This window comes from Candidatus Desulfosporosinus nitrosoreducens (assembly GCF_030954495.1).
GTDB classification, from domain to species: domain Bacteria; phylum Bacillota; class Desulfitobacteriia; order Desulfitobacteriales; family Desulfitobacteriaceae; genus Desulfosporosinus; species Desulfosporosinus nitrosoreducens.
The window spans coordinates 1-13,187 of sequence record NZ_JAVHUW010000015.1 but is presented as its reverse complement, the minus strand read 5'-3'; the positions used below and the strand labels follow the sequence as shown (position 1 = coordinate 13,187).

Sequence of the window (13,187 nt, the reverse complement as noted above, 5' to 3'; positions counted from 1 at the left end):
CTTCTTTTCTTTATCCATAGCCGATTTAATGGCTTTTAATTCTTCCTCTGATGCTCTCATTTTTATCCTCATCTTTTGTATAAAGTAGCTTCAGAAAGAATATCGACAAATTGTATGAATATCTTAACTCAATTTATATAGCTTGTAATATTCGTTTTCACGAGAATTATTTTTTATGGAAATAAACGGAGTTATAGGTATAAATTATCATTAAAATCCATCCCTGCCCCTTATCCCCAACAAATAAATTTGAGGGTGAACTATATAAATCAGAAACAGTCCAAGCAACACTAGTATTTGCAACATCAAAATCGGAAGCCTACATAATTACTGCTAATTGGATTACCCAGATTATACAGTACAACCTTGTGGTTCAAATTGTTGCCCGGTTGCCGGGGTTCCATCAGATACTTTACTCATCCAAACTCCAAAAGCATCGTTAGGACTACAACTGCTATCGTAAGTACTGACCAATTCCAAAAATCTTGGACAAGATACTTACCACTATATCTATCTCTCTAATAAGTACTGGTAACTGGTATCTGTAACTATAGCTTAAAGGACTTACACTTATTTCCTATTCATTATTTTACTCATATTAGAAGGAATATTCGTTAGTCTGTAGAAAATAAACATAAAGAAAATTAGCTTTTTCACTTTAAACAAAGTTTAATTGTGGAAAGTAAGAATTAGTCTTCAAGGACAAAAAATTGCTGAAAATTAAGTTTTGAAAACTAACAAAGAAGGAAGTGCTTATGAGATGTTCTATAGAACTATTCGAAAATCTTTTGTTCTCGCATTAATATTCTTACTAGTCTCTTCCGCCAATGTTTTCGCCACACCACTATTCCCTGGTTGGCAGGAACCATCTGTTAAATCTACTGAAATTATTGGAAATCGATTAGACATGACCAGCCCAACCACAGGGACTTTCCACTATAAATTATTTGATGTAAATAACAAAGACATAACTTCTGAGTTTCCTGTTTCCGATCTGTTTATTGAAGCGAAAATTTCAAAAAATGGTTGGGATAATGGGGGAGGCGAAAGCGCCGCTGCAAGCTTGGATCCAAGAACTGGAACCTGTACATTGACCTATGATTTTTCCGAATCCGACAAATACATTAGTATTTCATTAACGCCTAGATACAGCAGCGGGGATTCAAAAGCTTTAATTATCGGCAATTCCGATGCTGAAAATCTTAAAAAGGTCGATGAAATTCACTTTCTTTCCGATTCTTTAACTAAGACTGGGCCAAATACTTCCACTTTTAAATATGAAATAATCAACTTTATCAATGATATTACTCAAAAAATCCCCGCTTCCCAGATCGAAGCATTTTCATCGGTTGATTCAAGCATTACTTTAGATCCTTCGACCGGAACGGGTACTATTACGTTTAAGACCGCTAATACAAATCAACTTATTAGAACCACTCTTAGAGATAAACTAACTGGAATAACTGCGGTCTTAAATACATTAGGGTTAAATCCAGTTCCAGACCCAGTTCCAAGCTCAACTCTAGGCTCAACTTCAGCTACAAATCCTGCTTCAGCCACAGACCCTGCTTCAGTTATAGACACTGCTTCAACTACAGATCCTGCTTAAGCTACAGACCCCGCTTCATATACAGACACTACTTCAACTACAGAACCTGCTTCAGTTACAGACCCTACTTCAGTTACAGACCCTGCTTCAACTACAGATCCTGCTTCAGTTACAGACCCCGCTTCAACTACAGACCCTGCTTCAACTACAGACCCTGCTTCAGTTATAGACCCCGCTTCAGTTACAGGTCCTACTTCAGCTACAGACCCTGTTTCAGTTAAAGATCCCGCTTCAACTACAGATCCGGTTCAATTAACTACTGCCTCGGCAATATCCAGAATCAGTTTTATTTCAAGTGATTTAACAAAGACGGGAACTGATACAGCAACCTTCCAATACAAAATATTAGACCATCATTATTCCGATATCACCAAGACAGTTCCGGTAACAGAACTCAAAGCCACTGCCTTAATTGGCCTCCAAAACCGATATAAGTTTAGACCCAGCAACGGGAATAGGAACGATAACATATGATTTTTCTAAGAGTGATCAGCAAGTCTTGGTTAGTTTAGTGCAGGAAAAAGGTATCGAAGTCTCTGCAATTCTAAACTTAGTGAATTCAGTATCAGACAATGCAGTAAGTAGCAATAGCAATGATTTGAAAATCGCTCAAATCTCTTTCGACCCCACGGATATTATTTCATTAGATTCACGCGCTCAATTGCAATATCAGATACTTAATAAAGAAGGTATAGATATTACAGCAAAAATTCCAGCGTCTCAACTTGTTTTAAGTTCCTCGGTCAATTCAATGCTGGCTCTACAACCAAAAGATAGGATGTGTACAATAACCTATAATTTAAATAATTCAGATAAAACCATTATTGTCTCCATAACAGACAAAGAAACTGGGGTCAAAACCGCATTAAATATTGGAAATATGCCCACAAATCCAGAATCCGATTCTAATATTGATTCTGAATAATAAATTATACCGTTAAATATCTGCTTTTAGGTCTATCCGAGCCATTGTCTGTAACCCAACTGCAGATATTTATATGAACGATATTAACCAAATTTCGAGTTCTCTCATTGACAATGGGTTATATGGATTCTCGAATCGAGAACTTAACAGCTATATCTGATATTCGATTTATTAGACTCAAAAAATGAAAACATCACATGCAAAGAGGTATCCTCAATAGGGGATACCTCTTTATTGCTAAGCATTTTTATATTATGACTGATTTTATAAAATGCTCAAACTTAATTGTGTTATACTAACAAGTGACTAATCTCACTTGGGGGGTAATAGCATTGTCAGGTATAGAGTCTAAAAGAGTTCTATTAGCTACAATCACCATCCTGTTTTGGTTCGCGCAATATGTATACATACCATTTCTTACACCTTATCTACTATCTCTTTCTATAACGGCAACCGTTGTAGGGGTTATCGTTGGAGCATACGGGGTTACCCAACTGCTGTTAAGAATCCCGCTGGGAATTATCACCGATATCGTGGGAAATCATAAAATCTTTATAATTATAGGTACTTTCTTAGCTGGTATATCTTCCATGATGATAATTCTTTTTGGTTCACCTGCCATGCTCTTTTTGTCTAACGCTCTATCGGGAGTTGCTTCATCAACATGGATTTCATTTACATTACTTTATTCCTCGTATTATGACCGATCGGAAGGGACAAAAGCCATAGGTCTCGTCACCTCGCTCCAAAACATCGGTATCTTAGCTGCGTTCTTACTCGGTGGGATCTTCTCTGCTCAGTTCGGCAGCCGCTCACTGTTCATTTTAAGTTTTGTATTTGGTATGGCCGGCTTCATTCTTTCTCTTTTTATTAAACCTGAAACTGCAGGCAGAACAAATGTTACCGCTACCAGCCTTGTAAAAGTGATGAAAGATAAAAAGTTACTAATAGTCTCTCTTTTGGGGGGTTTTGTCTGGTTTTTAATGTTTGGGACAATATACTCTTTTACAACAAGTACAGCAAAAGAACTTGGAGCGACGGGGCTTCAACTTGGTATCATTTATGTTTTATTTAGTTTGATGAATATTATAGGTTCTTATTTCGTCAGCACAAAAGCATCGAGAAATCTTAGCGAAAAAACCAACATAGCTTTAGGCTTTGCTTTACTCGCGGTGTATTGTGCCGGAGTAGCTGTAGCTCCCGTGACCATCTGGTTCTTTCCGCTCCAAATTGTCGGTGGGTTTGGCGCAGGAACCCTTACGGCAATTCTTATGGCTATTGCTGTAAGAAACTTTGACGCAGATAAAAAATCCACGGCTATGGGCTTTTACCAATCGGTATACTCCCTCGGTATTACCTTTGGCCCTATAGTTATGGGTATCTTAGTGGATCATTTCTCTAAAATTTTCTCGTTTTCAGTTATGGCTATAATCGCCCTAGCTTGTTCTATTTTTGTATTGTCTATGTATAAGTTTAGCGTTCTATTTAAAGAAGTTTAACAGTGGCTATTTAAATAATCATTAGGACCATCGCATAAATTGAACGTATTAAAGCCCCCTGTCACTTTGAGAGGGGGCTGGCTGGTTTATTCAGGAATTGGGAAAGATGCATACTGGGCGGCTTGAGCTTGGTTTACTGGTTTAGAATAGGTAATTTGCTGGGTATTATTTTGGCTTCCAAGGTCCAAGATATCCTGTGGGGACGAAGAATCCTGAGTGTTCCCTGCTTGTTGGCTCTTTTGGTGATGATGATGCTTTTTAACAACACTGGTTTGATTTGTTTGCTGGCTTTGCGAAACGTTCGCATATTGGGAGGAAACAGGATTAATACTGCTCATTTACTTTGCTCCTTTCATCTTTAACTCCACATATGTAATCGGACGCTTTTATAGTGGATAACAGCTTTTCCAACAATTTTCATAAAATATTCACGGTTTCTTAACAAATCGCCTGTTCGCTGCAAAAAAAAACTCCCATCCTTACCGATGGGAGTTGAAAAGAAGGTAAAAGAGAATGTACCTCACATTTAAAAGCCTACCACCAGTTTAGTACAATGTCGATAGTATATCTCTATACTCATGATATTTTTTATTTATGAAAAGCTTTTAACCACATCCCCAAATAAAGAAGCTCCCACTGTTCGATGGGAGCCAGGCAGAACGATTAATTTTTGACAAGGTCATTTTAGCCAAGTCTCTGGTTATTATGCCAATAAGCTTATAGTTTCAGTACTTGGACATACTAGGTTGGAACTATTCATATAAAAGGTTCCGAAAGGAGTTTCCTCATGACGTTAGTATGTCCAAAATGCAAAAGTGAGACGTATTATTACGCTTATATAAATAACCGGGAAATCGTGTTATGCCGAAAATGCGGATATTGGCAGACTATGCCTCTCCATGAATGGGAAAACTTTTATAAAACGAATCCGCAGAAAATCTCTTTTAAAAAAACAAAGAAGCATAACGTCCAGAATTACAGCAATAATGGAAAGTCTTATTCTTGAGCTGTCTCCATTATTCTTGAAAATCATTTACACTCCCTGCATGTTAAACACCTGCACATTTAGGGACAAGAAACATACTATGAATTAGAAAGTGAGATACCCCCGAACAGAAGATATGGCAGATCATTCTTTTAGGCCGCTCAACGGCTAAAATTCAAAGGGGGGTATCTAAATGAGCTTTGGAGTTTCTCCATCTATTTTGGGGCTTTTTGACACTTATCCTATTGGAGCAAGGCTCGCTATAGGCGAAGACTCCAGTTTTTGGGTCGGCAATTTTGGGGGAATTCAATGCGGTGTTGCTCTGTTAACCAATGCGCAGCTTTTCTCCAACATTGGAACTCCAATTGATGGGACCCGTTCCGTTGTGAGAATTCCTATTCGCTCAGTCACTTTCGTAAGTCAATAATATTATTGAAAAGCCCTGGGCATTGCCCAGGGCTTTTCTAACAAAACTGTTCTCGCATGTAAGGGACATCATAACTGTTTAATACCTTTGTGAAAATGAAAATAACACAAAAAGCCTAAAAAATAATGCCCTCCTCGCTTTTTTCCTCTTTTGAGACTACTTTAAACTTAGTTTTACATTTTGGACATTCTGTCATCTCACTGTAATAGTCCCAAATTGAGTGACACATAGTACATTTCTGTATAAAAGGCGCTAAAGGAGAAACATTTTTCCCTGCATTAAAATCAATAGGTTCTAGTTCTCCAACGGGTTGTTTGCCGGTGATTTCAATACCTAACTTGGCTGCTGCAGTAAACACTAGACAACGTCCCTTCTTTTGTAATCCAATATCATTATGCTAATTATAAGAAAAGGCAAAGAACTCCGTCAATTGCCAAAGTCATTAGCTGATCGTACTATATTGCACTAATTGCACGCAAAGCCTTCTTTTTTCCAGAATAATTGCCTGCCATCCTTTGTAGATGACTTATACCCGCTTTTCAAGGCTTAGAGCTTTCGTTAAAGCCTACCAAGTGGCAAACCGTCCCCCTCCAAATGCTGCCTAAAGTTTAAATCCGGAGGTACTTCCACAGACTCCCTTGCTAGAAGTGGCAACAGGCCAAAAAAAAAATCCCCTCACTCGGAGGGATAGATGGAGGAGGAGAATCGTGAAAACCTTTATATCAACTGCGCCGGAGGCGCAGCATGAAGCTTCTATGTATCTATATAATCTCTAATTTTATAATCTCTAATTTTTTAATGATCGCCAATAGCAAAGCTTTTTAGGAGACTAAATAAAATCCCGCAAGATACCAAAGTTATAATTAATCTCATTCTTAAATCATCTCTCTTAAATTTATTCTTATTACTTTATTATATTTATAATAATATATTATATTATATCTTGCAATACCTTTTTAAAACAATTTTAAAACTTTAACAGGATCTCAGCTGCCTCAACTTTCGTTTCCGTTACTTCTTACCTTGAGATTACAGCCTGAGAAATCTATATGAACATCTGATGGACACGCCGAATAGCATGTATCTAAACATCATTTCAGACTTAGAAAATTTAACGACAAAGAAGCTGAAAGCTGTATTCCAACACTTTTTTAATTATTCACTAAATCTGCCTAGGCATTTTGGCCTAGGTTTTTTCGCATAAATTTACGTAAAGCTAAGAACTATAATCCAACTGGTTGCAGGAGAAAATTATACTTTCAGCGAATTCTTGTCTTACAGATTTAAAAAGGAAGATAGACTATGAAAAAAATAATAATACCTCTGCTGCTTTGCATTTCTCTTTCCCTGTCCGGATGCGCAGCAACTGTTGCCTCACAGCCTTTAAGTACTGCACAATCAGGTCAAGTTGAATACTTTTTCACCAGAGCACATCAACACCCTGAACAAGCCCTGGAATCTCAAATAAACAGCGCTAAATCATCCCTGGATATCGCCATTTATAGTTTGACAAAAAAGGACATTGTAGAATCTATCGTCTCGGCCAAAAAACGCGGCATAAGTGTGAGAATCATCACAGATCGCACAGAAGCTAAAACGAAAGCAGAAGCAAGTGAGCTGTTGTTACTAAAAAAAGCTGACATCCCTATAAAAGAAGACACTCATTCCGGATTGATGCATATGAAAGTTTCCATCATTGACAAATCTGTGGTGACTACCGGCTCATATAATTACACCCAAAACGCTTCAACGGATAACGATGAAGTATTGGTGGTAATCCATGACGCTAAGATTGCTTCAGATTGGGCCAATGAGTTTGAGCAAATGTGGGAAGATACCAAGAATTATACAGAGATTAAATAACAAACAAAGCACTTTGCCCAAGGCTGCCGCTACAATAGATATCCTATAGTTAATTTTCCTCTAACTTTTGCCTTAGCATCTTGTAATATTCATTTAACACAGCATCAAGCATCTGGCTGGCAATAACTACTTCAGGATCTGTCAGACTTTTTCCCTCTTTTATCCTAACCATGCTGGAGCGCAGCTCTTCAATTTGTTTTATTATTTCTTGGATTTCGGACATAATAATCCCTCCGGTTTTATTTAGGAATTAGTATGCCCGCCATTAAATATTTCCATTTGAACAGCGAGAACGCTTTATGAAAATTATTAGTTAGCACATACCCTGACTTTCTGACAGTAAGGAAAGCTCTCAGGGCTTCGCACCATCACTGACAATAAGAGCTACGATTTAAAAACAAAGGATTTTATAGATCATCCCTTCCATGCTTGAATTGATTTAAGGCCAGTCTAATAGCATCTTTTTCAAGGTTTATTTATGGTAATTACCTTTGTCTAATATCATAAAACATATTTCTTACGTTTTTATGAACCTTCTATTAAAAAACCATTAAATATTTGTTAAAAAAGAAGACCACCGCGTCCGGAGGTCTTCTGCGCAATGCCCCATTAGGGTTAACCCCTATAAAAATGGGACAAACTTTTTGAAAAAGAGTCCTTCCGTTAAAGATTGGAAGGAATAAAGTTAAACGTTACTACATAAAAAAAACTAAAATTGCTATCGACATATTATACTATAAATTTACATATTTGTGTTAATTAGTATTTTGGTAATTAATTGAATTTATGGCTTATGTCAAAACAAAAGTCCTGACTATTTGTCAAGGCGCTCTCTTTGTTTTGAGCCTTCTAACATCATCTAACGTTTAAGCATCTTCCCCGTCAAAGAATTTCCACATAACCTTCCGCGCCATTGACCCGGATTCTCTGTCCGTCCTTGATCAGCTTAGTGGCATTTTCCACTCCGACAAGCGCAGGTAAGCCATATTCCCGGGCGATAACCGCCCCATGGGTCATCAGGCCGCCAACTTCGGTGATTAGGCCTTTTAGGGATACAAATAAAGGAGTCCAGCTTGGGTCGGTAAAGACAGTGACTAAAATATCTCCGTCGTCCAGATCAGCCTCTTCCATCTTTAAGATGACACGTGCCCGTCCCTCGCTAACTCCGGCGGAAATAGGCAGACCAGCAAGCGCTCCGGCCGGGAGATTTTCTCGCTTATACTCCCCGGCAATGATTTCGCCATCCGAGGTGATCACCCGCGGGGGAGTCAGTTTTTCATATACTTTATACTCCTCTTTTCGCTGGCTGATGACCTGGTAATCCAGTTTATTGGTGCCTATGACTTCGCGCAGTTCTTCTAATGTGAGATAGTAAATATCCTCTTTTTCCCGAATAACGCCCGCTTGAGCGAGCTGTTCGGCCTCTTTCAGCAAAGCCTGTTTATAAACAAAGTAACGGTTAACCATACCGTATTTGGGATATTCACGATAACCGATGAAATTCCGGACCAGGTCGATCTTGCGTTTGGTTTCCTGGGCTTTTTCTTCGCCATCCGGTAATTGCCTCAAGCGCTCTAACAACTCTTGTTCTTTTTTTAAAGCAATACGCCGCCCCTGCTCAAATTTCCGCTTCCCGGCATTAGGCTCAAAGTTTTTGATGTTGCTGAGAATCAAGGGGACAAGGGTCGTTGGTTTTTCACTCCAACGAGGTTTGGTAATGTCGATTTCTCCGGCACAGCGCATTCCGTGTTTGCCGAGGAAAGCACGGATAGCGTCCTGGACTTCCCCTCCGCCCTCAAACGCAACCAGTTCAGCCCAAAAGCTGTCATCCTTTACCTGTTGTAAATAAGCAATGACTTGCGGATATGGACGAATCACGTCTGCTAGATCGAGCAGCTCCAAACCCATTTCTGAAGTAATATTGTTGGGTACAGATTGAGAAAGCGTGTCCGCTGCGTTTTTTTCAGCCAGCCACTCGTTCATTTTTTCATTGATCCAGACTGAAGCATCGATCGCAGCCATAAACACACGCGAACTTTGCGGATCAAATAAAATCTTCTTTAACTCCTGGATGTCTGCCAGGATAAAATCAACTAAATCCGCTCCTGATTTTCCTTGGATCTTTTGTTTTAACTCTTCTATTGAGGTTTGACTGCGCTTAATCAAATCAGAAACGATGGTCGGATCGTTTTCGACGGGCGCCGGAGAACCCGCAGACGGCATATCTTTATCGCTTTGACCGGGACTCTGCTCTTGCTTATCCTTAGACCATGATTTTAGGAAATCTCCTCGCTCAATTATGGTCAGGAGTGCGTCTTTCATGAGCGGATCATGTTGTCCCATGGCATTTAATAACGTTTTTCTGCTGTCCGGTGCAGCCAGTATCCGGGCAACATCAACAAACAGCCTGCCACCCGCTTCAAACCTGGGTCCAAAGGAGGTTAACCGGAATAAAGACATGCCCAGGGGTTTTAGGGGATCGGTCATCATTTGTTGATGACCGACAGATACATAAACGTGATTTTCCTGATCATTCCCTTCAGGGACGGGGTATAACGTAGTGATCGGCCGGCTCTGAACAATATAAAATACATCCTCAGCCAAACACCATTCGATATCCTGCGGGCCGCCAAAATAAGTTTCGATCTGCCTTCCCAGGCGTGCCAGCTGTAAAATTTGTTGATCAGTGAGAGTTTGAGCCTTTTGCCGCTCGGGATCGATCCGCCGGGTCTCTGTTCCGCCTTCCTTGAGCCCATAGGTAGCCAATTTTTTGGCTACTATCAGCTTAGCGATGATTTCCTCTCCCCGCACTTTATAGCAATCGGCAGATACCAAGCCAGAGACCAGTGCTTCTCCCAGCCCGAACCCAGCCTCGATGGATAGCAGCTTGCGGTTGGAAGTAAGCGGATCGGCGGTAAATAAAATCCCTGAAGCCTGGGGAAAAACCATCCTCTGCACGATCACGGCTAAATAAACCTGACTGTGGCCAAATCCGTTTTGCAGGCGGTAGATTACCGCGCGCTCCGTAAACAAGGAAGCCCAACACTTGCTGATATGCTTGAAGATTGCCTCCTGGCCGATAATATTCAAATACGTATCCTGCTGGCCGGCAAAGGAAGCCGTCGGCAAATCCTCTGCCGTGGCGCTGGACCGCACCGCGTAGGCAGTTCTTTCATCATACCCGGAGAGGAAGCGGGTAATCTCTTCAATAATCTCTGGAGGAATGGCTATCCCTTCAATGACCTTGCGGATCTCCGCGCTAAGTTCAGCGACTTTATCCCGGTCTTCCGCTTTGAGAAGGGCTAACTGATCAAGTAATTCCTTAAGCGACCTTTCCGCCATGATTCTTTTAAAGGCTTCAGTAGTAAGACAAAAGCCATCTGGCACATGGATTCCTGCAATCTTAGCCAGCTCCCCCAGGTTCGCGCCTTTGCCCCCGACAAGCATGAGTTTTGTTTTTTCAATATCCTGAAAACCAAGCACAAAGGGAATCATAGGTTTTCCTCCTTTGATTCTTTCTTGGAAATTCTGCCAATATCTTTCAGGCGAAAGGATTTACCGGAGTATTGCCCTAGCCTATAATGTCTCTTTTGACATTATTCTCTATACCCCTCGGACCAATCGCCTTAAGGTGCTCTTGCATTATAGCAGCAGCCAATAGGAACAAACAGTCTGTGTTTACAATTTTTTATATGTTATAATTAAAGTAGGAAAAGTATACGATGCTTTCTCCATACCTGCACCTTCGGGGCGCTGAGCATCTAAGGCGGTAATTATCTCAAAACCAGCATTTTTAGATATTTGTCACATAGTTTTATTCCCCAAGCGCTGAATGTTTGTAGTTCATCAAGATGACAAACAGAATCCCAGGCCGGAAGGGCCTGGGATTCTATAGTCGCTATTCCTCTTAACTTTGTGATAAAATCTATTGCCAGTCCAGGGATCATAATAGGCTCGGTGTTGGAGCAGTCCTTTGTCCTATCTGCGACTCTTCTCACTGTTAGGAACTTCGTTTATTTGGCATTGCCATGAGCTATTCCTTGAATTCCATATTATTTTTCAACTCAATTTCCTTAAGGAAAAAGATTATTACTACTCCGACTGCCCCAACAAAGAACCCCAGTACAAACACATTATGAATAGCATGGGCAAGTCCGTTTTTCATCCCCGACGCCATAACCGTCCCGAGAATAGCTGTACCTAAGGTTGCCCCTAGGTTGCGAAAAAATTGCAATCCCGCGCTAACGACGCCAATCTGCTCCTGAGAAAAGACATTTTGGACGGCAATGCTAAGCACCGGCATTATCGTTCCCGCCCCTACACCTAAGAGAATCATCACGGCCACCATCCGGAAATTAGGAACACCTGCACCTAAGCCAGATAAATATCCTATCCCCACTGTTGTAACAGCAAAACTAAGAACTGCCAATCCCTTATACTTACCCGTTTTGGCGATAACTTGTCCGACGATGATTCCTGTGACCACTTGGCTTAAATTCATTGGGGTGATAATCACGCCGGATCTTGTGGCATTGGAGCCCAGAACCCCCTGCACGAATAAAGGGATATATATGACAACGGTGAACAGCAAAATACTGGAGAGAAATGCTGCTATTACAGAAACCAGAAAAATAGAATTTTTAAACATGGACAAGGGCACAACAGGTTCCACAGCTTTGCCTTCCAGGATGATAAACATTCCTATCATTATGCCTGCGACAACAAGCAGGCTAACAATAGGAGCTGACCTCCAGGCATAATCTTTGCCGGCCCACAAAAAGGCCAGTAACAAAGGAACTAAAGCAAAGATCAGGGCTATTCCTCCCGCATAATCGATCTTGTGATGTTCTTTTAAGCGCTGGTAGGGGAGTGCCAGGAACATTATGATCATTGCCAGGATACCAATAGGCAAATTAAGATAAAATATCCAGCGCCAACTTAGGTTATCGGTAATAATTCCCCCTGCTGTCGGTCCGATGAGGCTGGCAAAACCAAACACTGATGAGATAATTCCCATATATTTGCCCCGTTCTTTCACCGGAAATAGTTCTCCCACAATTTGCATTGACCCGGAAATGAGAATTCCCCCGCCAATCCCTTGCAGACCCCGGAAAAGAATCAGCTGCAGCATATTATCGGAGATACCGCACAAAGCTGAATTCAAAATGAAGGTCATAATGCCAATAAAATAAATAGGTTTGCGGCCAAAAAGGTCGGCCAGTTTGCCAAAGATAGGGATAGAAATTGTTGAAGTAAGCATATAGGCAGTAAAGGGCCATGTATAATGATTGGTTCCTTGAAGGTCATCGACAACTTTAGGCATGGCTGTTCCAATAATCGTACTATCTATCGCAGAAAGCAGTGAACTGAGCATCAAGCCAATAATAATGAAACGGATTCTTTTCCGACTTAAGTTTTGAAGTTCCAACGTTTAATACTCCTGTCAATAACCTATTTTCCTTTATGCTTCGGGAATTCAACAAAAAAAAACCGACGGTCAGATGGCAATCCGATTGTGATTTTCCAAGGATACCCCACTATATAATCCTCTACCAAGTATTCAGCATGTTTCTAAGTATTCCTTCTAATCTTGGAAAAGTTACTTCGCATACCCTAAAAAATAAAATCGCCAGACTGTCCATAAAATATGGAACAATCTGGCGATTTATGGTCTATACTGTTTTCTAAACTTCTACGTACAATATATTCACTTTTATTTATAAAAATACTTCACACTCTAATTAGGGCTTGCTAACGAGTGCAAAAAAACAGGAAAGAGCCTGATTTTGCAAGGTTTTCTGGGCATTTTCGTCGAATCTTTAGTGCAAGGAACTATGAATTAAGGTTAATAAAACCGTGCACTTGGAGGTTAAAATGTA

10 protein-coding genes are annotated in these 13,187 nt (G+C 40.4%); 5 read left to right on the top strand and 5 right to left on the bottom strand.

Annotation, left to right across the window (positions count from 1 at the left end):
* Window positions 1-760: 760 nt before the first annotated feature.
* The 3 genes from REC12_RS00960 (at window position 761) to REC12_RS00950 (ending at window position 4,033) form a co-directional block, all read left to right on the top strand.
* A complete protein-coding gene (locus REC12_RS00960; protein ID WP_308891723.1) occupies window positions 761-1,609 on the top strand; it encodes a hypothetical protein in 849 nt (282 codons plus the stop codon).
* 412 nt (window positions 1,610-2,021) lie between these two features.
* Window positions 2,022-2,534 (top strand): hypothetical protein, encoded by a 513-nt coding sequence (locus REC12_RS00955; RefSeq protein WP_308891722.1) that lies wholly within the window; start codon window positions 2,022-2,024, stop codon window positions 2,532-2,534.
* Between the two features lie 332 nt (window positions 2,535-2,866).
* A complete protein-coding gene (locus REC12_RS00950; protein ID WP_308891721.1) occupies window positions 2,867-4,033 on the top strand; it encodes an MFS transporter in 1,167 nt (388 codons plus the stop codon).
* Between the two features lie 86 nt (window positions 4,034-4,119).
* Here the strand turns inward: REC12_RS00950 and REC12_RS00945 are convergent, their stop codons facing one another.
* Entirely contained in the window at window positions 4,120-4,371 is a 252-nt protein-coding gene (locus REC12_RS00945) for a hypothetical protein (protein WP_308891719.1), read from the bottom strand.
* 840 nt (window positions 4,372-5,211) lie between these two features.
* Between REC12_RS00945 and REC12_RS00940 the strand changes: the two genes are divergently transcribed.
* Window positions 5,212-5,445 (top strand): hypothetical protein, encoded by a 234-nt coding sequence (locus REC12_RS00940; protein WP_308891717.1) that lies wholly within the window; start codon window positions 5,212-5,214, stop codon window positions 5,443-5,445.
* Window positions 5,446-5,560: 115 nt separating this feature from the next.
* On the opposite strand, the gene REC12_RS00935 is transcribed toward REC12_RS00940, so the two are convergent.
* A complete protein-coding gene (locus tag REC12_RS00935; protein ID WP_308891716.1) occupies window positions 5,561-5,803 on the bottom strand; it encodes a hypothetical protein in 243 nt (80 codons plus the stop codon).
* A 944-nt stretch (window positions 5,804-6,747) separates the two neighbouring features.
* Between REC12_RS00935 and REC12_RS00930 the strand changes: the two genes are divergently transcribed.
* Entirely contained in the window at window positions 6,748-7,308 is a 561-nt protein-coding gene (locus REC12_RS00930) for a phospholipase D family nuclease (RefSeq protein ID WP_308891715.1), read from the top strand.
* 49 nt (window positions 7,309-7,357) lie between these two features.
* On the opposite strand, the gene REC12_RS00925 is transcribed toward REC12_RS00930, so the two are convergent.
* The 3 genes from REC12_RS00925 to REC12_RS00915 all read right to left on the bottom strand — a co-directional run bounded on the left by REC12_RS00925 (window position 7,358) and on the right by REC12_RS00915 (window position 12,736).
* Window positions 7,358-7,531 carry a Spo0E family sporulation regulatory protein-aspartic acid phosphatase gene (locus REC12_RS00925; RefSeq protein ID WP_308891714.1) on the bottom strand — a complete coding sequence of 58 codons (174 nt, stop codon included), beginning with the start codon at window positions 7,529-7,531 and terminating at the stop codon, window positions 7,358-7,360.
* A gap of 659 nt (window positions 7,532-8,190) precedes the next feature.
* Window positions 8,191-10,803 (bottom strand): phosphoenolpyruvate synthase, encoded by a 2,613-nt coding sequence (ppsA, locus tag REC12_RS00920; RefSeq protein ID WP_308891713.1) that lies wholly within the window; start codon window positions 10,801-10,803, stop codon window positions 8,191-8,193.
* A gap of 538 nt (window positions 10,804-11,341) precedes the next feature.
* Complete coding sequence (locus tag REC12_RS00915; RefSeq protein WP_308891712.1) at window positions 11,342-12,736, bottom strand: MDR family MFS transporter; 1,395 nt, start codon at window positions 12,734-12,736, stop codon at window positions 11,342-11,344.
* Window positions 12,737-13,187: the final 451 nt, after the last annotated feature.